The organism is Rathayibacter agropyri, from assembly GCF_013249015.1.
GTDB classification, from domain to species: domain Bacteria; phylum Actinomycetota; class Actinomycetes; order Actinomycetales; family Microbacteriaceae; genus Rathayibacter; species Rathayibacter agropyri.
In genome coordinates, this window is the sequence record NZ_JABRPL010000005.1 from 1 (window position 1) to 23,053 (window position 23,053).

The window sequence follows — 23,053 nt, forward strand, 5'->3', positions numbered from 1 at the left end:
ACTTCGTTGTGCCAGAGGGTACCGGCGTCGTTCAGGAAGGTTGCATAACCGACGGCTTTAAGGCCGGCTCCTGTCGGCGCCTTGTAGGTCGTGGTGGTCGTCTTCGTCCCGTACTCTTGCGCCTTGGCTACACCGTTCTCGACATAGGTTGCCGTGTCGTAGGTGCCGTTGTTCTCGCCGACCGCGGAGGTGACTCCCGTGGCCTGCTCGGTCTCGTTGTGGAAAAGCTGGCCGGCAGTATTAAGGAAGGTTCCGTAGCCGACTGCCGTGAGTCCGTCTCCTTGAGGTGCCGCATAAGTCGTGGATGCGGTGTTAGCACCGTATTGCTGAGAATGGGCGATCTTAGCTTTCGCTGTCTTAACGGGCGCGGATGCGCTGAGAGTCCCGGACGTCGCGTTGAAGGTGCTGTCCCCGCCTGCAGCCGGGACGATGATGTCCGGAAGGGTGATGGTGCCGTCCGTGCCGCTCGTGGCGCTGTAGGTCGTCGAACCGTCTTTAAACTTGTAGCCGTCCTTCAGCGTCACCGTGATGACCTGGCCGGCATCGGCAGTGGTTCCGTCAGAGGTGCGCTTGACCTGCACGCCGGTGATGGTGCCACAAGCGACTCCGCTATACGACGCCTTTGTGAACGCCAGCGTCGGCGTCTTCGACGCCGCAGCAGCAGGCGTCGCAACCGCAACAGCAACAACCGGGATGGTCCAGGCGGCGCCCTTGACGATGGTGCGGCGGTGGACGCCGTCCTCGGCGGGGATGGTCCACTCGGTGAGGGGTGACCCGACGTCGCGGAACTTGTCGAAGGAATTCTTTGTCATGTGCTCGTACTTTCGTCTGTGATGAGGGGGACAGACGAAGCATTGCCAGGTCAGCGGGGCAAACGAGTCGCTGGGCCGGAAATAGTTTCGCCCAAGCCGGAACTTGCGAGCACCGCATCCATTGGGTGAAACATGCGCGCAAGATTATTCTTGAGTGCGTCGATGATTAACGAGATCCTGTCGATTTGCTCGATGTACTGCTGAGCTTTTGGAGGGCTTATGTCACCCGATTCACTACGCCGTAAATTCTCTCTGCAAGGCGAAGATGCCCAGCAATGGCTAGCCGAGAGAGGCTTTTTGGGAGAATTCGATACGACTTTCCGACTTGTGTCGGACGAGATCCGTTTCGAGGGTTTCGGAGCCGCCCGCGTGTGGCACAGCGAGGGGTCATACGAGATTGCACGCCGCTCGCCCACGGCCCTCTTAATCGTGCAGATCGAGGGCGAGTCGACCCTCCAGGTGCCGACCTGGGGCGAGGCGTCGAGGGTCATCAGCCCGGGCGACGTTGCGGTCCTCCCTGGCGGTGGGTCATCGCCGTTCCAGTTCGCCGCTACCCGCCCGGTCGCGAGATACCAGATCGAGTTCGATCTGGCCGGACTTCCTGTCCAGGCACGCCTCGAGCTCGAGCTCGGGATGGTGTTCGTGCAGCCCGTGAGGACCTATCGCGACGCCGTCGCGGCGACCGCGAACATCGCCCTCAATTCCGCGATGGTCGACAAGGAGGCGGGGTTCGCCGACTTCGGGTTGGGGCTCCGACATCTCACGACAGCGCTTCTGCTGCACGCTCTCGAGGCCACGGCACCGGAGCACTCGGAAGACACCGAGAGTCTGCACCGCGCGGCGCTCAGGGTGATCGCGATGCGGGCGACCGACCCCGATTTCACGGTCGAAGCGCTCGCGCGGGCGATCGGTAGGTCGCCGCGTAACCTGCGGCATATTTTCGCTCAGGCCGGCTCCTCGGCAAAGGCCGCGCTCACCGAGGAGCGGGTTCGTCGGGCCCGCAGCCATTTCGGCACGACGGAGCACGGACAGCGCTTCACCGCGGCCGAGATCGCCCAGTTGGCCGGTTTCCGGGATGTGCGGGCACTGCGCCGCGCCCTCGCGAAGGGCGAGGACGCCGAATAGGTCACTTCTTCGTCAGCGACGACTCCTTATGCGCGGCTTTCGCGTCCGTCTTATCGCTCTGCACGATCCAGTACGGCTCGTCCTTCGAGGCGTTGAATTTCTGCCCCTCGAAGTGGAACTCTTTCGTCTTCTTCTCGACGAGCTCCCCGTGAGTCTCGCCCTGCGAGGTGTTCCAACTGATCTTGTCGCCCTTCTTCACGAGGCGCTTCCTCTCTCTCGGTCGCGCAGACGCGCGGTGGCCCCCTCGCGCGGTAGCGCAATGGTGGTCGTGACATCGACAATCGCCGGAGCAGCGGGAGCCGACGAAAAGCCAAAGCGTACGGGAGGCGAGAGCGGCCGCAACGGGCCGAGGTCCGCCTCCGCGAAAGTCGCCTCGACGCCGTCGACGCGGCGGATCGCCCGCACGCCGTAGTACTCCCGCCGCCCGTGCCCCGCCGAGCCGGCGGTGCTGACGCCGCGCACGAGCAGTGACGCGACCGGCGAGATCGCGGTCAGCCACGCGGGATGCTCGGCGACCGGCCGCGGTACCGCCCGCAGCAGGCGCCCGAGCGGAGTGAGCCAGCCGAGTCGCAGCCTCGCCCGCAGGGGACCGGCCGCAACAGAGAGACCGCCGGCGATTCTCCGCCATTCCACTGGCGCCACCAGGATCTCATCGAAGGCGTAGGTCGACCCGATGAAGTCGGCGATCTCACGGGTCGGCGCGATCAGAAGTCGGTGGCCATCTCCCGTCTCGATCATCGCGTCGGCGAATGCCCCGAAGGGCGTCTGCCCCCAGAGCCCGAGCACGATCCGCGTGCCCGAGGCTGTGCCGAACCCCGCGATGCGCCCGCCGAAGCGGAGCCGTCGCCGGGCTCGGCCCGGCATCAGGAGGCCGACCGCAGCAGCGTAAACGAACCGTCGCGGACGATCAGCGTGGTGACCTCGCCCGCGACGACCTGCTCCGGGTCGCTGGACGCGGCAAGCGTCCACTCTGCCCCGGGCGCCTTCGGCACCGTGAACTCGACGCCGTTCTCGGCCGCGTTCAGCAGCAGGGCGAAGCTCGCGCTGCCCTCGTGCTGGAACACGAACGTGATCGAGCGGGCATCCGCGTTGTCCCAGTCCTCGTCGGCGAAGCCCTCCGCATCCGAGCGCAGGATGTCGACGGTGTCGGTGCCGCCGTAGCCCGGCGCCCGGCGGAACCATTTCGGGCGCAGCGCCGGCTCGGCGGCCCGCAGTGCGAGCAACTCGCGGGTGAAAGCGAACAGCTTACGGTCCGCGTTCTCCCAGTCAAACCACGAAATCTCGTCGTCCTGGCAGTAGGCATTGTTATTGCCGCCCTGGGTCCGCGCGATCTCGTCGCCGCCCAGAATCATCGGCACTCCCGCCGAGAGCAGCAGGGTGGCGAGGAAATTGCGGCGCATGCGAGCGCGGCGCTCATTGACCGCCGCGTTGGTGGTCGGTCCCTCCGCGCCGTTGTTGGAGGAGCGGTTGTCGCTCTCGCCATCGCTGTTGTTCTCGCCGTTGGCCGCATTGTGCTTGCGGGAGTAGGCGGTGAGGTCGGCGAGGGTGAAGCCGTCATGAGCGGTGACAAAGTTGACGCTCGCGAGCGGCGAGCGGCGGTCGGCCTCGTAGACGTCGGGGGAGCCGAGCACGCGCTGCGCGGTCGTGCCGAGTACCGAGTCGGCGCCGTGCCAGAAGTCGCGCACGTCGTCGCGGAACTTCCCGTTCCACTCCGACCAGTCCGCCGGGAAGCCGCCGACCTGGTAACCCGCGGTGTCCCACGGCTCCGCGATCATCTTGACGGGCGCGAGCACCGGGTCCTGCGCGATCAGGTCGAGGAACGCGCTGTGCACCTCCGCCTCGCCGCTCTGGCGGGTCAGCGTGGTAGCGAGGTCGAAGCGGAAGCCGTCGATATGCATCTCGGTCACCCAGTAGCGCAGCGAATCCATGATGAGGCCGAGTGCGGCCGGATGCGCCACGTTGAGGCTGTTGCCGGTGCCCGTGGTGTCGAAGTAGTTGGTACGGTCCTCCTCCACCAGCCGGTAGTAGGAGCCGTTGTCGATGCCCTTGAACGAGAGGGTCGGGCCCTTGTCATTGCCCTCCGCAGTGTGGTTATAGACCACGTCGAGGATGACTTCGAGTCCCGCCTCGTGGAACGCTTTCACCATCGCCTTGAATTCATCGACCTGCGAGCCGTCGTCACCCGCATGCGAATACTCGTTGTGCGGAGCGAAGAAGCCGAGGGAGTTGTAGCCCCAGTAGTTGCGCAGGCCCTTTTCCTCGAGGTGCGAGTCCTGCACGAACTGGTGCACGGGGAGCAGCTCCACCGAGGTGACGCCCAGGTCGGTGAAGTGCTTGATCGCCGCGGGGTGCGCGAGGCCGCGATAGGTGCCCCGGATGTCCTCCGGAATGTCGGGGTGCAGCTTCGTGAATCCCTTCACGTGTACCTCGTAGATGACCGTCTCCTCGAGTGGAACGCGCGGCGCGGTGTCGCCGCTCCAGTCGAAGGAGCCGGGGTCGGTCACGACGCAGCGCGGCACCGCGTGGGCGGAGTTGGCTCGATTTTGGCGGTTCGGCTCCTGGTGGAAATGCCCGAAGACGTCCTCGGACCAGGTGTAAGAGCCCTCGATCGCGGTGGCATGCGGGTCGAGCAGAAGCTTGGCGGCGTTGTGACGCAGGCCATTGGCGGGGTCCCAGGGGCCGTCGACGCGCAGGCCGTAGCGGGTGCCGACGCGCATGTCAGGGACGATGCCGTGAAAGACGTGGCCGGTCCGCTCCTCCAGGGTGACGCGAGTCTCCGCTCCGGACGTCTCGAAGAGGCAGACCTCGACGCTGTCCGCGGTCTCGGAGTAGATGGCGACGTTGGCGCCCGCGTTGCCGCGGAGGGAGACACCGAGGGGATACGGGAACGAACGGGGAGAAGCGGGCATGCGATCATCCTGACCGGGCCGATGCGGCCGCTTCTCGGCCTTGTCCGGCGCGCCTCCTGCCGCTACCCTCGCGGGCCGCTCCCTGCGAGCGCTGCAGCTGCCTCGGCCTGCATAACCAAGGCTGAGAGCGCGAATCACGCCTGATGCGGCAGGATCGGCGCTCTGAACCTTCGTTGCGCAGACGGATCTCGAGGCACCCCGGCGCTCAGTGGAGCGGGGCCGAGTCGTCGGTCGTGAACACGATCTTGCCGATCGTGCGGTCCGCCCCTGTGGCGCGGCGCGAGAGCACGTCGATGACTGCGCCGAGCGGATGCACGGCCCCGGGTTCGGGGCGCAGCTCACCGGAGGACGCCAGCGAGACCGCGCGGCCGATCCGCTCCGCCGTCGCCACCACGATGAGGTTGCGCACCCGCGGTCGGTCGCGTCGGACCACGCCGACCGCCTGGGCACCGAGCGCCGGGCCGCTGGGGACGAGGGTCGCGATACGGCCGCCTGCGGTCAGGAGGATCGCCGCGTCGTCGACCGCCAGATGCCCCGAGATGTCGACGACCGCGTCGAAGCGCCCCGCCAACACCCCGAGATCGAGAGCATGGTAGTCATGCGGCTCAGCGCCGAGGGCGCGCAGAACATCAGCGGAGGCGGCCGAGCCGGTCGCGGCGACAGTGCAGCCTGCGCGCACCAGCAGCTGGATCGTCAGGTTCCCGATGGCTCCGGATCCGCCGCCGACGAAGATCCGCTCGCCGGCACGCACATGCAGGGCGTCGACCAGGCCGATCGCGGTGCCTCCTGACATGGCCAGTGTCACCGCTTGCACGAAGTCGAGAGAGTCGGGCAGGGGGACGAGCGAACGGCTGCGCACGATCGACGCGTCGGCGAAGGCGTCGCCATCGCGGGTCATCCCCACCACGCGATCACCGATGGCAACGGAGTGTGAGCCGGGACCCAGAGCCTCCACCGTGCCCGCGATATCGAGCCCGAAGCCGTACGGGCGCGAGCGGCCAACAGCCATGATCCGCGCGGAGCCAGACAGAATCTTCTCGTCGGTCGCGTTGATGCTCGCCGCGCGAGTGCGCACGAGGACCTCTCCGCGACGCGGCATCGGGATCGGAGCCTCACGCCAGGAGAGCACATCGGGCCCGCCGAACCTGTCGTATCCGAGTCGTCGCATGTCGCTCCCATCGTCCGTGCCGCTGTGGCGCGCCCCCCGAGCCTAGGGCGTGAGGCTCAAAGGAGGGGGTTCCGTGAACGCAGCGGAAGCCCCTCCAGCGCGCGGATCGCCGGTGCTACCGTGGCGGCCATGAGCGCAGACCAGAGCCCCGAATTCGCAGGCTTCGAGGCCACGTCGTCGTCCGACGTCGAGCAGGCAGACGACGTCCGCCCCGCTGACGCCGAGGTCGAGGAGAACACCAGTGCCGACGAGAGTCGTGACCCCGACCACGGCTACGACCCCATGAGCGAGAGTGGCTCCGAGAATGCGCCCGAGGACGAGGTTGGTGCCCGCGAGGACGAGGAGGGACTCCTTGCTCCCGGCAGCACCGCGGAGGGCGCCGGCACGTCGCTCGGAGCCGTGCCCGCCGAGTCCGGCGCCCCCCTGGGCGAGAACGCGAGCGACGGCACCCCGCCCCAACTTGCCGACGAGCGCTGGCGCACCAACGGCACCAACCCCCTGGGCTGACCCCGTCCCTCCTTCCCTTCTCGCCATCCGCCCCTCGCCATCCGCGAAATGTCGCGACATCGGCCAATCCGGACGAAACACCCCGCCGATTCCTGCGATCTCGTCCGTTTCTCCCGATCTCGTTTTCAGCCCGTAGCCGTGCGGGCGGCGCACCTCGCGAAAGAGCGACGGACGGACGACATGCCCCGGCTCGGCGGCCAATCTCGTCCGTTGGAGGGCATCTCGCGACATTTCGCGGGGACGGGGGCGGGTTGGGGGCCGGCGTCCAGCAAGTACTCCGGTCGCTCGGAGGAGGACCGGGGGCTAGCGCCGTAGCGTTCCGGGAGCGCGGCACGACGGCCGCGCGGACGGGGAGTCCTATGTCGTTGTTCCTGAACCGCACGCGCGAAGTCCTTTGGACAGAGGACGAGCGACGCGCGCTGGCCGAGGCCGTCGCTGAGGACAGGGCGACGGCGTGGCGAGGGATCGGGACGCTTGACCGCACTGTCGTCGTCTCGACCGAGGATCCCTGCATCCGCGGCGGCGCCCGCTGGCCCACCGCTCACCGTGCTTTCCTTCGTGTCGACCGCGGCAGTTCCGTTGTGATCACCACCGACGGGCTCAGCGACCCGTTCGACCGGCTCGCGCATCCCGGCATCGGCCTCGGACTCGAGCTCTGCCTCGAGACCTCAGCGGTTCGCGGAGTCCCGACCGCCGAGTTCTGGAAGCACTGGCACTTCCGCCTGCTCTACGAAGCCGCGCGCCGCGCCACCCTCCAGGGCGTCTGCTGCCGCGCCGGCCTCGACACCGCCCGCCTCGGCGGAGCAGACGCACCCGCCGCATGGACGGACGATCAGGGAAAGGTCGGGGTGCTCTTCGGCCTTCGCAGCCCCGGGCTGCCCGAGCGCCTCGAACTCGCAACCGGAGACGCCGACCTCGTGACCGTCACTCCGCTGCGCCCGCAGGAGTACGCCTGGGCCGCGGTCGACGCGACTGCGCGGACCGAAATCGCCGCGCGTCTCCGGGCGCTGCCGCACGAGGAACTCGTGCATACCGCACGTCCGCTCGTGGTCTGAGCGTCACGCGCCTTCGGCAGGCTCCGCCGTCACCGTCATCTCACCCGTGTTGTTGGCGCTCGCCACGAGCTGCTCGATCCATGCGCGGTTCAGCGCGGGCCTCTTGCTGCCGAAGAAGCGGTAGTGCAGCGGAGTGGACGGGTGGACCCACACGGAACTGCGGCCGTAGCCCGTCGACTCGGGTTCCGGCCAGGACAGGCTGAACGCTTCGTTGCGCCGCATCTTGGTAAACATTGCGACCTTGAGGTGGGCGAGCAGTCGGTCGTCGAAATCGATCTCGAGTGCTTGCGGTCCGTAGATTAGTCGTCCCATTGTCTCCGCCGTGATGGTCGTGCCGACACTCAGGAGTCCCGTCGCATCGTGGGCTCCCTGTGGTCGGAAGCTGCCACGGAGAGGATACCGATCCGCCGGTCCGACTGTGCGATCTGGCGGGGGACGACGAACGCCCCGCCGACCAGATCCGGAGATCATGGTCGACGGGGCGTCAGAAGTCGGAGATTACTCGCCGACGCCGCGGATGTTCGCGGCCTGCGGGCCCTTACGGCCCTGCTCGACGTCGTACTCGACGTGCTGGTTCTCGATGAGCTCGCGGTAGCCCTGCTTCGCGATGGCAGAGAAGTGCGCGAACACGTCGTCGCCACCGTCGTCGGGAGCGATGAAGCCGAAGCCCTTTTCGGAGTTGAACCACTTAACGAGGCCAGTAGCCATTTCTTTTCCTTATGTGTTAATGACGCCGACCGCGGCCGACGTCGTCAGAGTCCGCACGAGTGTGCGGTGCCCGTTCGACTCGACCTCTGCGGGTGAAACACGCATCGGCCGGAGTCGTCCGGGTCGTCTTAGAGGCTGAGCACGCGACTCCGGAGGAGGGCGGCTCTGCGGGGGAGAACGTCCCGTGCGTCGACAGAGTCGGCGGAACGGGGGTCGAACGAGGAACGGCGCGGCTTCCGCGGCGTCCTGTGAAGGGCGGTACCCGCGGGCGAGGCGGGCGTTCGAACCGGGGGACCGAGGACAATGCGCTCGATCTGTGCGGTTTCTATCAGGGGCTGAGTCTCTTCGTCGTGCGACTTGTCTCTTCGTCTTGCGACTTCTCAGCCATGGAATTCGGGCGATCGCCCAGGAGATGAGTTAACTGTACGGGATCACTGCCCCCGAGCGCGACTGTTTCTGTCACACGGTGCGCCGATTTTCCTGAACTTAGCGCCGGATCCGCGTCCCCCCGGGCTCGCGCCCTCCTCCGGTGCCCGCTCAGACCGTCTCGGCGCGCTTCTGCCGCGCGGGCTCGGCGGGCGTGTCCGGTCCATTCCAGACCGTGACGATGCCCCAGACGACCGCCGCGATCGGCACCGCCAGCACGGCCCCGACGATCCCGGCCAGGACCGTGCCGACGGTCAGCGCGATCAGCACGATCAGCGGGTGCAGCTTCAGCGAGCGCGCCATCACGACCGGCTGGAGGAAGTTGCCCTCAAGCTGATTGACCGCGATCACGACGAGGATGACGATCAGCGCCGCGACGGGCCCGTTCGCGACCAGAGCGACGAGGGCGGCGAGAATACCCGCGGCCGTTGCTCCGACGATCGGGATGAACGCCGTGAGGAAGACGATGACGGCCAGCGGGAGGGCCAGCGGCACCTGGATGATGGCCAGCGCGACTCCGATACCGACCGCGTCGACCGCCGCGATTATCGCCGTGCCGCGAACGTAGCCGCCGAGCACCTCGACGCCCTTATGCCCGACGCGCTGGGCACGCTCATAGCTCGACCCGGTGAACGGGCGGAGGAGGAACTCCCAGATCTTCGGCCCGTCCTTCATGAAGAAGAAGAGCACGACGATCATGAGCACGAGGCCGGTGATGAAGTTGGCCGCCGCCGAGACGCCGGCCAGGGCGCCGGTGCCGAACGAGCTCGAGGTCAGGAACCCGACGACCGACTGCCTGGCATTCTCGATCTGGTCGTCTGTGATCTGGAACGGCAGGTGCTGCACGTAGTCCCGCAGAGAGGTGATGCCGTCCGAGGCGCTGCTCACCAGTTCATCCCACTGGTTGCGCACGGCGACAGTGATCAGCCAGCCGACCGCACCCAGGATCGCGAGCAGCCCAATGAGAGCCAGCCAGGTTGCGAGGATCGACGGCACGCCCTTGCGCCGCATCCAGCGAAGGACCGGGTGAATTGCCGACGCGAGGATCAGGGCGATCATCACCGGGATCAGCACCAGCGTCAGCTGCGTCATCGCGAAGACGAGTACCGAGGCGAGCAGCAGTACGACGACCACCTGGAGGCAGCGGAGCGCGAACCGGCCGAAGCCGTCGGTCCACACCGTTTGGCGCTGATCGGGTTGGAGGGTCGAGGGGTCGTTGCGGTCGAAGAAGCCCATGCAGGGACGGTATCGGCTCGCCGAGTTCTCCCGTGCCTCCTTGACACCCCGCTATCGCCGACACTGAGGTGCCCGAGAGTGCTCCGATTCCCGCCGAGCCGGAGCAGAGTCGGGCACCTCAGCGCGCCGGGGGCAATTAGGCGGGGACGCGCACTGTGAGGCCGCCCGGCTCGATCCAGGTGTGGAATGCCGACGTGGAGCCGAACGAGTCGCCGTCGAGCTCGATCTCCTGCGCACGATCGAGGCGAACCGTGAGGTCTCGGCCCTTCACGTACCGCAGGGCCGAGACTTCCCTGGTCAGGCCCATGAGCTTCTTCCCGACAGCACCGCTGCGGCGCAGGACGCCGTTTTCCCAGACCACCTTGAAGATGATCTGCGCCCAACCGATAAAGCCATCCGGCCGCAGCAAAACGATGTCGAACTCGCCGTCGTCGACCGCGGCGTCCGGCAGCAGCAGGATGTTCGCGGGCAGGGCGCCGCAGTTGCCCACGATGATCGTGTGTGCGCGCACCCTCCGGGTCTTCGAGCCGTCCAAGCGGTAGCGGAACTCGAGCTGATTCTTATCGAGCAGCGCCTTGCGGAGCGCATCGACGTACGCGAGCCAGCCGGCGCGCTTTTTGAGATCGTCGTCGGTGTTCGCGAGCATCTTCGCGTCGATCCCGAGGCCCGCCATGACGACGTAGGCGTGCCGGTCCCGGCCCTGAGGTGTCTCGATGTCGATCAGCCCGACGTCGATCGCGCGATCCTTCCCCGAGAAGGCGACGGTGAGCGCATTGTCGATGTCGTCGAGAGTGAGGTCCAGGTTGCGGGCGAGCAGGTTGCCGGTGCCGGAGGGCAGCAGGGCGAGCGAGGCGTCCCCGCCGCGCAGCGCCTCGGCGACCACACGGACAGTGCCGTCGCCGCCCGCCGCGATCACCACGTCGACCCCGGCGGCTAGCGCCTCCTTGGTCTGTCCGGCTCCCGGGTCCTCGACGGAGGTCTCGTACCAGAGCGTCTCCTCCCAGCCCGCGGCCTCCTGGGCGCGCGTGACGGCGGCCTGCACCGTCTCGAGTTCGACCTTGACCGGGTTGTAGACGATCGCCGCGCGGCGGCGCTCAGGCATCGTCCCGGCTCTCGTCGAGTTCGTCGCCGTTCTCGTCCACCCGGCCGGGACGCACGGCAGCGTCCTCGCGGATGTCGATGCGGGTGTCGCCGGCCTCCGTCGTCGAAATGTCGATGCGGGGGGCCGCGTCGGCCTCCGCCGCCTTCGGGGCGCTCGTCAGCTGGTCGTGGCGGTCGTCCGCGCTCTGGTCGCTCATGTCTGGACGGTAGCAGCGGCCCATTCGAGGGCGCACGGGCTTGCGGCGGCGCGCAACGTCAGCTGAGAGGCATCCTCATCCACCATCGCGGATGAGACCTCGTCTCAGCTGACGTTGCGTCGTGCCCTCAGCGCGACCGAGCAGCCTGGAGCCCCCACAGCACGAGCGGAATCTGCAGCGGCAGGCGCAGGAGGGTGATCGCGCGGGTCCGCGGGCGCCGTGCATCCCTCGCCATCTGCACGTTCCCGGGGAACACGGCGGCCATCAGCGCGGCGGAGGCGAGTCCGCCGACGGCGCGAGTGCGAGGCAGCAGAGTCGCGGCGGCACAGGCCAGCTCCGCCGCTCCGGAGGCGAGGACCCAGCCGCGGGCCGAGCCCGGCATCCTGCGCGGTACGACCGCGTCGAAGGTCTGCGGGTGCACGAGATGCACCACTCCCGAGATCGCCATCGCCGAGACGAGGACGAGCGGGCCCGTACCGAGCCGGGTCACCGCCCCTCCGCTCCTCGTTCGAGCGGAGCGACGTGGTCGAGGATGCGCCGCCACTCCCGCACCAGCGCCAGCCGACCCGTGCCGGCGACGGTGACCGTGCGCGCGCGGTCGAGTCGCCCGCGGTACCAGCGGCCATCCTCCGCGCTGGCGACCGGGTCCGCGTCGCCGTGCACGAGCAGAGTGTCGGCGGCGACCCGGTCCAGATCGTCCGCCCAGGAGCCGTGCCGGAGTGCGGCCAGGTCGGTCGCGGCTCCGCCCGGCCCCTGCCGCCAGCCCTCGCCGAGCATCCGTTCGAGCCGATTGCGCAGGCCGACATAGCTCGCGAGGACCGGGTCGTCGGAGTCGATGCCGAGCGCGTCGAGTCCCGGTTGCGTCTGCGGCAGGGAGGCACCGATCGCGGTGGCGTCCTCGTCCGGGAGAATCTCGCGCCGCTCCCACGCGCCGGTGGGGTGGACGAGGACGCCGGCCTGCGGCGGCGCCGGGGTGCCGATGACGGCGAGACGGTCGACAAGATCGGGGTGCCGGGCGGCGAGCGAGAGGGCGAACACGCCTCCAGACCCCCAGCCCACCACGCCGATGCTGCCGAAGCGCGCGCCCTCGACCATGCGGGCCGTCCGTTCGGATCGACGCAGGTACTCGGCCAGGTCATCGGCGCGGTCCTCCACGCGGCCGTGCGCGGCATCGACCGGGTCAGAGGCGCCGTAGCCGGGGCGGTCGAGGATCAGCAGGTGTAGCCCCCAGGGTCCGGTGATCGTCGGGTCGGGGTCGAAGCCGCCCGCACCGGGGGTCGGGTGGCAGAACACGACCAGACGGTCGGCGACGGGATCGCCCGCCGCCGAGACGCCGATCCCTCGGCCGGACCGCAGCTCGAAACGGTGGTTCGCCATGTCGCCTCCTGGGCACGCCGACTGTCGGCGCATCCCTCCCAGTCAAGCGGAGCCGGGCGCCCGCGCGCTGGGCCTTGCGCGGGACGAGACGCATCCGGACGCAGCAGGTTGCTCGGAACGCCCATTTCGATCGAGTGCGTTGCCCGCGCGGCGGCGAGTTTAGGGAGTTTATCCAGATTCCCTCAACTGCACTAAAGTCCGAAAACTGCGCTCGAGCCGGCCGCTGACGTCGACCCGAGTCGACTGGGTAGAGGCCGCGTTAGTCGCCGGATCCCGCCCCTGCACGCGCGGCACAGCGAACGCTGGCATGCTGTACAAGACGGTCGGTGCGCTCAGGTGCGCCGCACGGACGGCTCCTTCCGCACGACAGCGGCGAGCCGGCCCCGTCCCGCACACCTCAACCCGCTCCCGACAGCGCGCGACAGCGCCGGAGCGACACATCACCGCGGCCCGTCCGGGCGCGCGGTCGGACCGGCGCCGTGCGCACGCGTCCCGCCACTCCCTCCGGAAAGCACACATGAGAAACAGCAGAACCGCGAAGCCTGCCCGCCACCACCTCGAGCTCCCCAGGCCCAAGCCCCTCGAGAAGGGTGCCCTGCGGATCACGCCGCTTGGTGGCCTCGGCGAGATCGGCCGCAACATGACTGTCTTCGAGCACAAGGGCAAGCTGCTCATCGTCGACTGCGGCGTGTTGTTCCCCGAGGAGAACCAGCCAGGGATCGACGTGATCCTCCCCGACTTCGCCGCGATCCGCTCGCGCCTGAAGGACATCGAGGCGATCGTTCTGACCCACGGCCACGAGGACCACATTGGCGGCGTCCCGTACCTGCTCAAAGAGCGCGGCGACATCCCGATCATCGCGTCGACGTTCACGCTCGCGCTGATCACCGCGAAGCTCACGGAGCACCGCATTACTCCGCGCACCCGCCCCGTCAAGGAGGGCGACCGCGTCGATGCGGGCGTCTTCGACCTCGAGTTCCTCGCCGTCAATCACTCGATCCCGGACGGGCTCGCCGTCGCGATCCGCACCGAGGCGGGCCTCGTCCTGCACACGGGCGACTTCAAGATGGACCAGTTCCCGCTCGATGGGCGCACGACCGACCTCCCCGGCTTCGCTCGCCTCGGGGATGAGGGCGTCGATCTCTTCCTGGTCGACTCCACCAACGCCGACGTGCCAGGCTTCGCCATCTCGGAGGGCGACCTCGCTCCCGCGATCGACCAGGTGTTCCGCACCGCGCCGCGCCGCATCGTCGTGTCGAGCTTCGCCAGCCACGTGCACCGCATCCAGCAGGTTCTCGACGCCGCGCAGCGCCACGGCCGCAAGGTTGCCTTCGTCGGCCGCTCGATGGTCCGCAATATGGGGATCGCTGCCGAGCTGGGCTACCTCAAGATCCCCGCCGGCCTCGTCGTCGACATGAAGGTGCTCGAGAAGCTTCCCGCGACCGAGATCGTGATGATTTGCACCGGATCCCAGGGTGAGCCGATGGCTGCGCTCTCGCGCATGGCCAATAAGGACCACATCATCGACATCGGACCGGGCGACACCGTGCTGCTCGCCAGCTCGCTGATCCCCGGCAACGAGAACGCGATCTACCGGATTATCAACGCGTTCACCCGGTGGGGCGCGACCGTGGTGCACAAAGGCAATGCCAAGGTGCACGTCTCGGGTCACGCCAGCGCGGGAGAGCTCGCCTACTGCTACAACATCCTCCGCCCGACCGCTGTCTTGCCCGTGCACGGCGAGTGGCGCCACCTGACCGCGAATGCGGCCATCGCGACCCGCACTGGGATCGACGAGAAGGACGTCTTCGTGATCGAGGACGGCGTCTCGCTTGACCTGGTCAAGGGCCGTGCCCGCATCAGCGGCCGGATCGAGGCCGACCACATTCTGGTCGACGGCACCACGATGGGCGTCGCGACCGAGGACGCCATGCTCGATCGCCGCGTCTTGGCGGAGGAGGGGGCGATCACCGTCCTCGCCATCGTCGATGTCGATCGCGGCACGCTCGGCGAGTCGGTCGAGTTCTTCACCCGCGGCTTCGTTGAGGAGCCGGGTTGGAAGGCCAACGCGAGCAAGGCGATCGACGAGGCGGTTCTGCAGGCCGCTGGCTCGCCCACTGACCGCGACGCAATGGAGAAGTTGATTACCCGGACGCTCGGACGCTGGCTGACCCGCCGCCACCGCCGCAACCCGGTGATCACGACCATCGTTGTCGAGGAGTAAGCCCCCGCGTCCACTGCGCCACGGGACGCCCAACGCAAGGGTTGGGTGATAGCGTGGCGCACGGTTCCTTTTCCTGGGATCGAAGGGCGGAGTGACATGGCATCCATCCACGCGGAGCAGCAGACACGGCGGCCTCGCGCCGTGACGATGGCGATGGCGCACAAGAGCGACGAGTCCGCCATCGAGTCCGTCTTACAGGTGCGGGTAGCGCTCCTCATCGAATCCCTCGGAAGTGGAGCGGAGGTCGCGAGACTTCTCGACGTCAACCGCAGCCAGCCGTCGCAGTGGCGTCGTGGAAACGAGCAGCCAGGGCCCCGAACGAGTCAGCTACTGCTCGACCTCGACTACGTCGTCGCGAAGGCGCGGCAGGCCTGGTCAGGGCGCGCCGCTGTCGACTGGCTGACCGGCGCCAACTCTGCCCTCGACGGTGCTCGGCCTATTGATGTTCTGAGGAGTTCTGGCAGCACGGAGGTCATCCGGGCACTCGACGTGGCCATGGCTTAGGCATGCTGGTCTATCGGGTTTTCGCCTATGATCCGGCGGCGAGGATCGGCGAATCGGGGCACCCCGACTTCGTGTATCAGCCCGCTCAGGGATTCTCGAGGCTCGATAATCCTGCTTCTTACACGACGTGGTACTTCGGCCACACGCCGGAGGTAGCCGTGGGCGAGTCCTTCGGCGACCTGGCTACTTGGTCGGACGACATGTTCGAGACTCCCTGGCTCCCGCTCGGTCGCCGGGTCCTCGGGGTCTTCGAGATTTCCGATGACACCCCTCTCCTCGACCTGGACGACGCCGCGAATCTCGTGGAGCGCTCGCTTCGGCCAACCCAGGTCGTCACGAGGGTGCGGGCGGTGAGTCAGGCGTGGGCGCTCAGCATCTTCCGGGAGGAGCGCCACGGCGCTAGGTGCTGGGCGGGAGTCCGATGGTGGTCCTACCGACGCCCGCACTGGACGGTCTTCGGGCTCTGGAGCGTCGATGACGGGGCCGTGCAGCACCGGCTCGTCGAGGCGCAGCCCCTCTCGCGTACCCACCCCGCGGTCGTCTCCGCTCGCGCCTCGCTGGGGAAGACCTGGCACTGAGCGGCGCACTGTCACGCCCGCATCCGCCTCCGCTACCCCCTGCGCCGTCGGGCGGGGGCGGAGCAGAGTGGGAGGGTCGGCAGAGCGCCGACGCGAAGGGAGAGCGCTATGAGCACCGACCGCACCACAGGCGACGACACCGAGAAGACCGAGGACCTCCCCGACGGCTCCGGAACAGACACGTCTTCCGGCGGAGGCGACACCGACACCGTGTCCGGAGGCGAGCCGGAAGAGCCCACGAAGTAGGGGGCCTCGCGGCGGGAGGGCTGAGCGGATGGTGCCGATCGGCCCATCCCTTTCCGCGTGCCCCCCTCCGCGTGCCTAGACCAGAGGGCCGTCGGTCTCGCTCGAGCGGCGGGTGACCTGCTCGCCGCTGGCCGGGTCGACGGCCGAGCGCGTGGTCGACACGGCCTGGCGGCGGCGCGTCAACAGGACCAGCCCGAGGATCAGGCCGACCGCTCCTGCTGCCATGAGGATGTAGCCGACCAGCTTCAGGTCGATACCGGACACTTGCGCGTCGACGGCGAAGGCGAGGACCGCGCCGACGATGAGGAGGAAGATCCCTGCTCCGATGCTCATTGCGTACTCCTTCTGCGTCTCCGATGCGCGCGCTGGACTCGCGCAGGAACATCGGCGATCGCCCCACGGTAAGCCGGGAGACAGAGGGTAACCCAGGCCTTCCTCCGGAGGACGTCGGGGTGTATGGCCGAAGACGAGTCTCGGAGTTGACGACGACGCGGTCAGCGGTCGGTCAGCCGCAGCATCACGCGGGTGCGGTCGCCGCGGCTGACCAGGCGCTCGATCAGCATGAAGGTGCGGTACTCGAATCGGTACTTGCGGAGGAACACCCGGCCGAGCCGCTCAACCTCCGCCTCGTCCGCCTCGATCGTGGCATTCGCCTCCACCACTGCGGCACCGTCGGCCACTCGGCCGCGCCGGTCGCAGGGGGCCAGCGTCACTCGCGGGTCGTTGCGGAGGCGCTTCACCTTCCCGCTGCGGCGCGGAGTGGTCACGATCAGCTCGTCGCCGTCCCGGGCGATCCACACCGGAGTCGACACTCCGACGCCGTTCTTGCGGAAGGTTGTGAGCGAGACAAAGGACGCGTCGCCGAGAGAGGAGAGGGCGGAGGAAAGAGGCATGTCCGAAGACTAGAGCCGTCCGGAGCCGTCACCGCAAGCCTCCGGAGGGTTCCGATTCACCCCCGTAGGCTGGCGAAATGATCGACCCGACGCCTCTGATCGGCCACACCGAGGCGCCCAACCTGCATGTGATGACCTACAACATTCGCCGGCGGATGCCGCGTCTCACCTCCCGCGCCGTCGACCGGTGGGAGCGCCGCAGGCCCCTCGTTCAGCGGCTCCTCGAGCAGGAGCGGCCCTCGATCCTGGCCGTGCAGGAGGCGCTGCCCGACCAGTCCGTGGCCGTGCACGACGCGCTCGGCTCCTCCTTCGAGGCACTGGGTTTCGGCCGCGACGCCGACCGCGGCGGAGAACGCGTGATGCTCTTCGTCGATCGACGCCGCTTCGCCGTGCGGCACTGGAGTCAGATTGCCCTGTCCGCAACGCCTGACGTTGCAGGCTCGCGCAGCTGGGGCAACCGCATCCCGCGCACCGCTGTGATCGCCGAGCTCACCGATCACGCGACGCATCGCGAACTGACCGTCGTCGCCACTCACTTCGACCACGTTTCTCGGCGTTCCCGTCTGCGCTCGGCCGAACTGGTCGCTGCGCGGGTGCTCGAGCTCGGCCGTCCGGCGATCGTAATGGGTGACACGAACACCGATGTCGACACCGCTCCCTATCGGGCGTTGCTCGACAGGGGCCGACTCATCGACTCCTGGGACGCCGCCGAGCAGCACCTCACCCCGGCGTGGGGCACCTTCTCGAACTACCGGGCGCCCGCGTCGGGGCGGCGGATCGACTGGCTGGTCGTCAGCGCCGGCGCTTTCGACGTCCTCTCGGCGGGGATCAACGCGGTCCGCTACGACGCTGCAGCACCCTCCGACCACGAGCCGGTCCAGGCCGTGCTGCGCTTCACGAAGCCGTGAGCGTCTCCGTCTTCGTCGCGACCTTCCTCCAGCCCCCGCGCACCCGTGGCGAGTGGCTGGCCGACGCCGTCCGCGCAGTCGGAGCGGCGAGCGTCGTGGCTGCCGCAATCGGTTGGGGCCTGATTGATGTCGCCGTTCTGGCGCTCGCCGCGATCGGCCTCGTGCTGCCGCGATTCCTCGGTATTCGGCCGGCGCTCGACGCGGCGTTCGGTGGGGCGCTGCTCGTCGCGTCCTGGAGCAGCGTGCTCGATCTCTACGAGGCGTGGGTCGGCTGGGACCTGGTGGTGCACTGCCTGCTGAACGGGCTCGTCGCGGCGGTCGCCTACATCGTCGCCGCACGAGCCGGAGTCGTGCCGACCGTGTCGGGCGAACGTGGGCCGCTGACTCCCGCGGTCGTGCTCTGCGGGTGCTTCGGCACCACCGCAGGCGTGCTGTGGGAGTGGGGCGAGTGGGCGGGCCACCGCTTCATCGACTCCTCGATCTTCGTCGGCTACGAGGACACCCTCGGCGATCTCGCTGCCGGCACCGTGGGGTCTCTTCTGGCCGGCATCCTTTTGCGCTTCTGGTCAGCGAAGTCCCGCCTCGCCTCCTGACTGCGCCCGTCTCTCGCGCGTCGTCGACGGCGCGGCCCCTCCGACGCAGCGGTGCGGAGGCGGCGCCAGAATCGATGCCGTGCCGAGCCCTCGACCTATCCTCAGCGAAAGATAACGCTGGAGAGGGGGACGCGAGTGATGGACGCCGTGTCAGTTGTGGTGTTTTATGCCGAGATCGCCGAGAAGCTGTGCACTCGGCTGCGACAGGCCGCGGACGTGCTCGAGGGCCAGTTCTTGTCGAGAAGTGCGATGGTCGAGCAGGCGATGATCGACTTCTCGGGCACGTACTCGCGGATGTTTCACGACAATTTCCGGGACGAGGTGAGCGATCGGCATCGGCTCATCGACGAGCTCCGCGACTTCGCGGCGCAGGTGACCCTCATTGCGGGCCAGGCGGACTGCGAGAATCGGCGTCGACGCGAACTCGCCGAGTGGCAGGAGCGCGAAGCTCAGCGGCAGCGCGACTCCGCTGACCCCGTCCTCGCGCTGGCGCTGAGCCTGGAGCAGTTCGTCGACCTGCGTCCGAGTACAGAGCCGATCATTCCGAAGCCGATCATGGTGAGCTTCGCCCCTCGGCCTCGGTACCGATACTGCGGCGGCTCGCCGACCCGCGAGCGAAGCTCGGCCGACCCTGAGCGCCTTCGCGTCTTCGCAGGAGGTGTCCGAGTCCTCGTGGACGAGGCAGTCGGCCCGCTCGTGCTGCTCCGCGCGGTTTGGCGCGTTTTCCTCGAGGACTGCTGGTGGGCGCGGATTGAGTATGCTGACGTGCTGCCCGGCTTCGACTCCTTTCTTGCCGCGCTCGTCGAAGACGCGAACTGGGCCGAGCGGATCGCCACCGCGTTCGAGCAGGCGGGCGGTGCAGGGCTCACCAACACTGCGCTCGACGCTCGGGCCTCCTCCCAGGCGCCGCCCGCTTTACTGCGGCTGCTCGAGCCGGGCCTGAGTCCTGCCGAGGTGGCGGCGGAGTGGTCCCCGATGGATCTCGCGCTGGAGGATATCGCCGCGCTGCCCCTGTCGACGCGCCTGGGTCTGGCGGGCCTCAACGGTCTGCCGGCCGCCGTCCGAGATGCCGCCTCCCGTTCGCTGCTCGCCGATGCCGTCGCGGATCCGGCGCGGACGCGGACCTCGATGGGGCTGACGTCGCCCGGTGGGCCTTCGCTGGAGGAGTTCGAGCACCAGGTGAGCGCACTGGCGGCGGGGCTGGCGTCGGCGGATGCCCGTGCACGGCGCGGCGGCAACGTTGCGCAATTGGTGGGGTTCGGGTCTGATGACGGCATGCTGACGGCGGCCGTCTCGATCGGCAATCTCGATACAGCATCGACGGTGATCATCAACGTGCCCGGCGCGGGAACGACGCTCGACGGAACCAGGGGAAATCTGGACGCAGCGGCGGATCTGCAACTGAAGACCCTGAGAGAGGGAGGTGTACCTACAGCCGTCGTCGCCTGGCTCGGTTACCGGGCACCGTCTTTCCCGGAGGTGCCGGGGATAGACCGGGCAACCTCCGGCGCTGAGCGCTTCGCCACCTTCCTCGACGGACTGTACGACTCGCGGCGCGATGCCCCGCCTGACCGGGTGACGGTCATCGCCCACTCCTACGGGTCGACCCTCGTCGCCATCGCGGTGCAGCTCACCGAGCATCGGATCGACGACTTCGTCGCTTACGGCTCCCCGGGCTTCCAGACGGGGACGGGGGTGGCCGACCTGAACGTCGATGAGGTGCACGCCACCGAAGCCACGGCGGATAACACAGCGATCGTGGGTCGCTTGTTGTCGGCTCCCAATCGAACGGATCCGCGGGAACTCTCGGGCGTGCACGTGTTCTCCTCCGAGGAAGGCCCTGGCACGCGCGCCGTGACGACACACGACATGACTCCCGATCAATCGGGTGGGGCCGTCGGCTATCTGTCGCCCGACTCCACGACGATGGCGTCCATCGCCCGCATCGCGGTTGGAGGGGAGCCGTGACGGAGTGGGGACGACGATGGCGGGTCACGGGGCTCGCGTTACTGGTGTTGGTGGTAAGCGTCGGGTGCGGCGCGGGAGAGGAGCGGAACGTGAGGGATGCGGCAGGTCTGACGCGGGAGGACGTTGCGGCGTTGAGTCAGGAGCAGGAGTTTGCTCTCGCGGCGGAGCATTATGCGCACGTGGAGGACTTGTTGCGGGAGGCGCAGTTGCAGATCAGCGACGGAGAGTGGACCTGGATTGGCGTGGACTGGATTCCGTGGTCGGGCGACTCCGGCGGCGTCGGCGGACCGCTCTCCGGGTCAACCGGTGCGAACAGCTATTACTTCATGGCGAGCCGCCTTCAGGTTGTACCGGGCGGCTCGGGCGATGAGGCGGGCTTGGAGCCGATGCGTCGGTATTTTGAGCAGAAGGGCTGGAAGTATTACGTCCGGGAGATGTCGGGGTCTCACGATATTTGGGGCATGACGGGTGATGGTTATCAGGTGACGTGGGCTGTGCGTGATAATGGCCGCTATTCACTCGATGTCTATAGTGAGTTGTTCTGGTCGAATGATTCGACCGAGTTGACGATCGCGATCGGTGGTAGGGATACGACGAATACGCCGGTCACGTCGCCGCCGGGTGTTTTCGTTCCGTTCCCGAAGTGGGAGGACCCGTTCACCCGCCCGCCGATTATGCGCGAACCGCCTGCGCGGTCGTAGGAGTAGAGGAGGGCGAAGGGAGTGCCGCGTACATCGTGGCGGGTACTCGTGCTCACGGTGGTGGTGCTGGCCGGGAGTGTCGGGTGCGGCGCGGGAGAGGAGCGGAACGTGAGGGATGCGGCAGGTCTGACGCGGGAGGACGTTGCGGCGTTGAGTCAGGAGGAGGAGTTTGCTCTCGCGGCGGAGCATTACGTGCATGTGGAGGAGTTGCTGCGGGACGCGCAGTTGCAGATCAGCGACGAAGAGTGGACCTGGATTGGAGGTGACCGAGTGCCCTATGGGGGCGGCGCGGGCGGCGTCGGCGGGCCGCTGGCGGGATCCAACCACACGAATAGCTATTACCTTATGGCGAGCCGTCTTCAGGTTGTGCCGGGTGGGTCGGGTGATGAGGTGGGTTTGGAGCCGATGCGCCGGTATTTCGAGGAGAAGGGCTGGCAGTATTATATCCGGGCTATGTCGGGGTCTCACGATATTTGGGGTATCACGGGTGACGGTTATCGGGTGGCGTGGGAGGTGCGTGATAATGGCCGCTATTCGCTCGATGTGTATAGCGAGTTGTTTTGGTCGAATGATTCGACCGAGTTGATAATTGCGATTGGCGGCAGGGATGCGACAGATACGCCGTTCACGTCTCGTCCGGGCGTGTTCGTTCCGTTCCCGAAGTGGGACGACCCGTTCACCCGCCCGCCGATTATGCGCGAACCGCCTGCGCGGTCGTAGGAAGTGGAGTGGGCGAAGCGAGTGCGGGGTAGGCCGTGGCGGGTGATCGTGCTCGCGTTGCTGGTCTCGGTGGTGTGCGTCGGGTGCGGCGCGGGAGAGGAGCGGAACGTGAGGGATGCGGCAGGTCTGACGCGGGAGGACGTTGCGGGGTTGAGTCAGGAGGAGGAGTTTGCTCTCGTGGCGGAGCGTTATGCGCATGTGGAGGAGTTGTTGCGGGAGGCACAGTTGCAGATCAGCGATGGAGAGTGGACCTGGGTCGGTGTCGATTGGCTTCCGCATGGCGGTGGCTCGGGCGGAGTCGGCGGGCCGCTCCCTGGGTCGAACAGTGGGAACACTTATTACCTTGAGGCTGGTAGGTACCAAGATGTGCCGGGCGGGTCGGGTGATGAGGCGGGTTTGGACCCGATGCGCCGGTATTTTGAGGAAAAGGGCTGGCAGTATTACGTCCGGGATTTGTCGGGGGATCACGATATCTGGGGTGTTACCGGTGACGGTTATCGGGTGGCGTGGACTGTGCGGAAGATTGGTCGTTATTCGCTCAGAGTATTCAGTGAGTTGTTTTGGTCGAATGATTCGACCGAGTTGACGATCGCGATTGGCGGCAGGGATACGACGAATACGCCGATCACGTCGCCGCCGGGTGTTTTCGTTCCGTTCCCGAAGTGGGACGACCCGTTCACCCGCCCACCGATCATGCGCGAGCCTCCCGCCACTCCGTAGCGGGAGGGGCAAAGCTGCGGCTTCGCCCCGCTTGCCCTACTTCGTGCCGGCGTGGCCCGGGAACGGCTTGCCGTTCAGCGAAACCTCGCCGGGGTCGACCTCGACGGTGCCGACGTCATCCGGACCGCCCGTACCGGGCACGGCTTTCACGTCTGCCGAGCCGGAGATATCGGTACGGCTTGCGGCCGGGTCCTCGTCCTGCTTTGCCTCGGTCTCGCGCTCGCTGCCGGGAGACTCCGCCATGTCCTTCTCGATCGTCTCGCTCTCCGAGGAGGTGGCCGGCGCCGCTCCGTCCGGCGCGCCGATCGTCGAGCCCTGGTCGTCCTGCTCCGTGCGGTCCTGGTCCATGTCGTCGCCTTTCGTCTGAACCTTCGACG

The 23,053-nt window shown here is 67.7% G+C and carries 27 protein-coding genes and 1 pseudogene; 13 read left to right on the plus strand and 15 right to left on the minus strand.

The genetic code is table 11. From position 1 onward, the window contains the following. Positions 1–812, minus strand: a pseudogene (locus HRF29_RS11905) (hypothetical protein); the annotation flags it as partial. Positions 813–1,139: 327 nt separating this feature from the next. On the opposite strand from HRF29_RS11905, the gene HRF29_RS11910 reads away from it, so the two are divergent. Further along, positions 1,140–1,937 carry an AraC family transcriptional regulator gene (locus tag HRF29_RS11910; protein ID WP_173249063.1) on the plus strand — a complete coding sequence of 266 codons (798 nt, stop codon included), beginning with the start codon at positions 1,140–1,142 and terminating at the stop codon, positions 1,935–1,937. A 1-nt stretch (position 1,938) separates the two neighbouring features. Here the strand turns inward: HRF29_RS11910 and HRF29_RS11915 are convergent, their stop codons facing one another. The 4 genes from HRF29_RS11915 to HRF29_RS11930 all read right to left on the minus strand — a co-directional run bounded on the left by HRF29_RS11915 (position 1,939) and on the right by HRF29_RS11930 (position 6,014). Further along, the gene (locus tag HRF29_RS11915; RefSeq protein WP_173249064.1) at positions 1,939–2,136 is read right to left on the minus strand and encodes an HVA1 family protein; all 198 of its coding nucleotides are present in this window, start codon (positions 2,134–2,136) and stop codon (positions 1,939–1,941) included. Further along, on the minus strand, positions 2,133–2,801 hold the full coding sequence (locus HRF29_RS11920; RefSeq protein WP_173249065.1) for a hypothetical protein: 669 nt from the start codon (positions 2,799–2,801) through the stop codon (positions 2,133–2,135). The genes HRF29_RS11915 and HRF29_RS11920 overlap by 4 nt, the downstream gene beginning before the upstream one ends. Continuing rightward, complete coding sequence (gene glgX / locus HRF29_RS11925; RefSeq protein ID WP_173249066.1) at positions 2,801–4,846, minus strand: glycogen debranching protein GlgX; 2,046 nt, start codon at positions 4,844–4,846, stop codon at positions 2,801–2,803. The genes HRF29_RS11920 and glgX overlap by 1 nt, the downstream gene beginning before the upstream one ends. A 205-nt stretch (positions 4,847–5,051) precedes the next feature. Continuing rightward, positions 5,052–6,014: an NADP-dependent oxidoreductase gene (locus HRF29_RS11930; protein ID WP_173249067.1), complete on the minus strand. Its 963-nt coding sequence runs from the start codon at positions 6,012–6,014 to the stop codon at positions 5,052–5,054. A gap of 129 nt (positions 6,015–6,143) precedes the next feature. Here HRF29_RS11930 and HRF29_RS11935 point away from each other — a divergent pair, with 129 nt between their 5' ends. Continuing rightward, entirely contained in the window at positions 6,144–6,521 is a 378-nt protein-coding gene (locus HRF29_RS11935; protein ID WP_173249068.1) for a relaxase family protein, read from the plus strand. 359 nt (positions 6,522–6,880) lie between these two features. Further along, positions 6,881–7,576 carry a hypothetical protein gene (locus HRF29_RS11940; protein ID WP_173249069.1) on the plus strand — a complete coding sequence of 232 codons (696 nt, stop codon included), beginning with the start codon at positions 6,881–6,883 and terminating at the stop codon, positions 7,574–7,576. Positions 7,577–7,579: 3 nt separating this feature from the next. Here the strand turns inward: HRF29_RS11940 and HRF29_RS11945 are convergent, their stop codons facing one another. The 7 genes from HRF29_RS11945 to HRF29_RS11975 form a co-directional block, all read right to left on the minus strand. Beyond that, the gene (locus tag HRF29_RS11945; protein WP_173249070.1) at positions 7,580–7,888 is read right to left on the minus strand and encodes a DUF7882 family protein; all 309 of its coding nucleotides are present in this window, start codon (positions 7,886–7,888) and stop codon (positions 7,580–7,582) included. A gap of 186 nt (positions 7,889–8,074) precedes the next feature. After that, positions 8,075–8,284, minus strand: a complete 210-nt coding sequence (locus HRF29_RS11950; RefSeq protein WP_173249071.1) for a cold-shock protein — start codon at positions 8,282–8,284, stop codon at positions 8,075–8,077. 537 nt (positions 8,285–8,821) lie between these two features. Beyond that, a complete protein-coding gene (locus tag HRF29_RS11955) occupies positions 8,822–9,946 on the minus strand; it encodes an AI-2E family transporter (protein ID WP_173249072.1) in 1,125 nt (374 codons plus the stop codon). 136 nt (positions 9,947–10,082) lie between these two features. Beyond that, a complete protein-coding gene (locus tag HRF29_RS11960; protein ID WP_173249073.1) occupies positions 10,083–11,048 on the minus strand; it encodes a diacylglycerol/lipid kinase family protein in 966 nt (321 codons plus the stop codon). Further along, positions 11,041–11,244, minus strand: a complete 204-nt coding sequence (locus HRF29_RS11965; protein ID WP_173249074.1) for a multidrug transporter — start codon at positions 11,242–11,244, stop codon at positions 11,041–11,043. Before HRF29_RS11965 ends, HRF29_RS11960 begins: the two co-directional genes overlap by 8 nt. Positions 11,245–11,371: 127 nt before the next feature. Beyond that, a complete protein-coding gene (locus HRF29_RS11970; protein WP_343043733.1) occupies positions 11,372–11,734 on the minus strand; it encodes a DoxX family protein in 363 nt (120 codons plus the stop codon). Further along, complete coding sequence (locus tag HRF29_RS11975) at positions 11,731–12,621, minus strand: alpha/beta fold hydrolase (RefSeq protein WP_173249075.1); 891 nt, start codon at positions 12,619–12,621, stop codon at positions 11,731–11,733. Before HRF29_RS11975 ends, HRF29_RS11970 begins: the two co-directional genes overlap by 4 nt. Positions 12,622–13,138: 517 nt before the next feature. Here HRF29_RS11975 and HRF29_RS11980 point away from each other — a divergent pair. The 4 genes from HRF29_RS11980 to HRF29_RS11995 all read left to right on the plus strand — a co-directional run bounded on the left by HRF29_RS11980 (position 13,139) and on the right by HRF29_RS11995 (position 16,173). Beyond that, positions 13,139–14,845, plus strand: a complete 1,707-nt coding sequence (locus tag HRF29_RS11980) for a ribonuclease J (protein ID WP_187698423.1) — start codon at positions 13,139–13,141, stop codon at positions 14,843–14,845. Positions 14,846–14,941: 96 nt separating this feature from the next. Beyond that, the gene (locus HRF29_RS11985) at positions 14,942–15,349 is read left to right on the plus strand and encodes an antitoxin Xre/MbcA/ParS toxin-binding domain-containing protein (protein ID WP_222929647.1); all 408 of its coding nucleotides are present in this window, start codon (positions 14,942–14,944) and stop codon (positions 15,347–15,349) included. Positions 15,350–15,351: 2 nt separating this feature from the next. After that, complete coding sequence (locus HRF29_RS11990) at positions 15,352–15,927, plus strand: RES domain-containing protein (protein ID WP_173249077.1); 576 nt, start codon at positions 15,352–15,354, stop codon at positions 15,925–15,927. A gap of 108 nt (positions 15,928–16,035) precedes the next feature. Next, a complete protein-coding gene (locus HRF29_RS11995) occupies positions 16,036–16,173 on the plus strand; it encodes a hypothetical protein (protein WP_173249078.1) in 138 nt (45 codons plus the stop codon). A 75-nt stretch (positions 16,174–16,248) separates the two neighbouring features. On the opposite strand, the gene HRF29_RS12000 is transcribed toward HRF29_RS11995, so the two are convergent. After that, a complete protein-coding gene (locus tag HRF29_RS12000; protein WP_173249079.1) occupies positions 16,249–16,506 on the minus strand; it encodes a DUF6458 family protein in 258 nt (85 codons plus the stop codon). Between the two features lie 161 nt (positions 16,507–16,667). Beyond that, positions 16,668–17,066, minus strand: a complete 399-nt coding sequence (locus tag HRF29_RS12005; RefSeq protein ID WP_173249080.1) for a PPOX class F420-dependent oxidoreductase — start codon at positions 17,064–17,066, stop codon at positions 16,668–16,670. A 77-nt stretch (positions 17,067–17,143) separates the two neighbouring features. On the opposite strand from HRF29_RS12005, the gene HRF29_RS12010 reads away from it, so the two are divergent. From HRF29_RS12010 to HRF29_RS12035, 6 genes are all read left to right on the plus strand, one after another. After that, on the plus strand, positions 17,144–17,974 hold the full coding sequence (locus HRF29_RS12010) for an endonuclease/exonuclease/phosphatase family protein (RefSeq protein ID WP_173249081.1): 831 nt from the start codon (positions 17,144–17,146) through the stop codon (positions 17,972–17,974). Next, a complete protein-coding gene (locus HRF29_RS12015; protein ID WP_173249082.1) occupies positions 17,971–18,567 on the plus strand; it encodes a DUF2238 domain-containing protein in 597 nt (198 codons plus the stop codon). Before HRF29_RS12010 ends, HRF29_RS12015 begins: the two co-directional genes overlap by 4 nt. Before the next feature lie 138 nt (positions 18,568–18,705). Then, the gene (locus HRF29_RS12020; protein ID WP_173249083.1) at positions 18,706–20,535 is read left to right on the plus strand and encodes an alpha/beta hydrolase; all 1,830 of its coding nucleotides are present in this window, start codon (positions 18,706–18,708) and stop codon (positions 20,533–20,535) included. Positions 20,536–20,624: 89 nt separating this feature from the next. Beyond that, positions 20,625–21,236 carry a hypothetical protein gene (locus HRF29_RS12025; RefSeq protein ID WP_173249084.1) on the plus strand — a complete coding sequence of 204 codons (612 nt, stop codon included), beginning with the start codon at positions 20,625–20,627 and terminating at the stop codon, positions 21,234–21,236. A 21-nt stretch (positions 21,237–21,257) separates the two neighbouring features. Further along, complete coding sequence (locus tag HRF29_RS12030; protein WP_173249085.1) at positions 21,258–21,956, plus strand: hypothetical protein; 699 nt, start codon at positions 21,258–21,260, stop codon at positions 21,954–21,956. A 42-nt stretch (positions 21,957–21,998) separates the two neighbouring features. Further along, entirely contained in the window at positions 21,999–22,676 is a 678-nt protein-coding gene (locus HRF29_RS12035; protein WP_173249086.1) for a hypothetical protein, read from the plus strand. A 36-nt stretch (positions 22,677–22,712) separates the two neighbouring features. Here HRF29_RS12035 and HRF29_RS12040 read toward each other — a convergent pair whose 3' ends face one another. Further along, a complete protein-coding gene (locus HRF29_RS12040; protein ID WP_187698424.1) occupies positions 22,713–23,024 on the minus strand; it encodes a hypothetical protein in 312 nt (103 codons plus the stop codon). Positions 23,025–23,053 lie beyond the last annotated feature (29 nt).

What these genes read in the sequence shown, in the direction of transcription:
- HRF29_RS11920 (WP_173249065.1), bottom strand. Translation starts at nt 2,801, where the DNA reads ATGCCGGGCCGAGCCCGGCGACGGCTCCGCTTCGGCGGGCGCATCGCG.
- glgX (WP_173249066.1), bottom strand. Translation starts at nt 4,846, where the DNA reads ATGCCCGCTTCTCCCCGTTCGTTCCCGTATCCCCTCGGTGTCTCCCTC.
- HRF29_RS11930 (WP_173249067.1), bottom strand. Translation starts at nt 6,014, where the DNA reads ATGCGACGACTCGGATACGACAGGTTCGGCGGGCCCGATGTGCTCTCC.
- HRF29_RS11935 (WP_173249068.1), top strand. Translation starts at nt 6,144, where the DNA reads ATGAGCGCAGACCAGAGCCCCGAATTCGCAGGCTTCGAGGCCACGTCG.
- HRF29_RS11940 (WP_173249069.1), top strand. Translation starts at nt 6,881, where the DNA reads ATGTCGTTGTTCCTGAACCGCACGCGCGAAGTCCTTTGGACAGAGGAC.
- HRF29_RS11945 (WP_173249070.1), bottom strand. Translation starts at nt 7,888, where the DNA reads ATGGGACGACTAATCTACGGACCGCAAGCACTCGAGATCGATTTCGAC.
- HRF29_RS11950 (WP_173249071.1), bottom strand. Translation starts at nt 8,284, where the DNA reads ATGGCTACTGGCCTCGTTAAGTGGTTCAACTCCGAAAAGGGCTTCGGC.
- HRF29_RS11955 (WP_173249072.1), bottom strand. Translation starts at nt 9,946, where the DNA reads ATGGGCTTCTTCGACCGCAACGACCCCTCGACCCTCCAACCCGATCAG.
- HRF29_RS11960 (WP_173249073.1), bottom strand. Translation starts at nt 11,048, where the DNA reads ATGCCTGAGCGCCGCCGCGCGGCGATCGTCTACAACCCGGTCAAGGTC.
- HRF29_RS11965 (WP_173249074.1), bottom strand. Translation starts at nt 11,244, where the DNA reads ATGAGCGACCAGAGCGCGGACGACCGCCACGACCAGCTGACGAGCGCC.
- HRF29_RS11975 (WP_173249075.1), bottom strand. Translation starts at nt 12,621, where the DNA reads ATGGCGAACCACCGTTTCGAGCTGCGGTCCGGCCGAGGGATCGGCGTC.
- HRF29_RS11980 (WP_187698423.1), top strand. Translation starts at nt 13,139, where the DNA reads ATGAGAAACAGCAGAACCGCGAAGCCTGCCCGCCACCACCTCGAGCTC.
- HRF29_RS11985 (WP_222929647.1), top strand. Translation starts at nt 14,942, where the DNA reads ATGGCATCCATCCACGCGGAGCAGCAGACACGGCGGCCTCGCGCCGTG.
- HRF29_RS11990 (WP_173249077.1), top strand. Translation starts at nt 15,352, where the DNA reads ATGCTGGTCTATCGGGTTTTCGCCTATGATCCGGCGGCGAGGATCGGC.
- HRF29_RS11995 (WP_173249078.1), top strand. Translation starts at nt 16,036, where the DNA reads ATGAGCACCGACCGCACCACAGGCGACGACACCGAGAAGACCGAGGAC.
- HRF29_RS12000 (WP_173249079.1), bottom strand. Translation starts at nt 16,506, where the DNA reads ATGAGCATCGGAGCAGGGATCTTCCTCCTCATCGTCGGCGCGGTCCTC.
- HRF29_RS12005 (WP_173249080.1), bottom strand. Translation starts at nt 17,066, where the DNA reads ATGCCTCTTTCCTCCGCCCTCTCCTCTCTCGGCGACGCGTCCTTTGTC.
- HRF29_RS12010 (WP_173249081.1), top strand. Translation starts at nt 17,144, where the DNA reads ATGATCGACCCGACGCCTCTGATCGGCCACACCGAGGCGCCCAACCTG.
- HRF29_RS12020 (WP_173249083.1), top strand. Translation starts at nt 18,706, where the DNA reads ATGGACGCCGTGTCAGTTGTGGTGTTTTATGCCGAGATCGCCGAGAAG.
- HRF29_RS12040 (WP_187698424.1), bottom strand. Translation starts at nt 23,024, where the DNA reads ATGGACCAGGACCGCACGGAGCAGGACGACCAGGGCTCGACGATCGGC.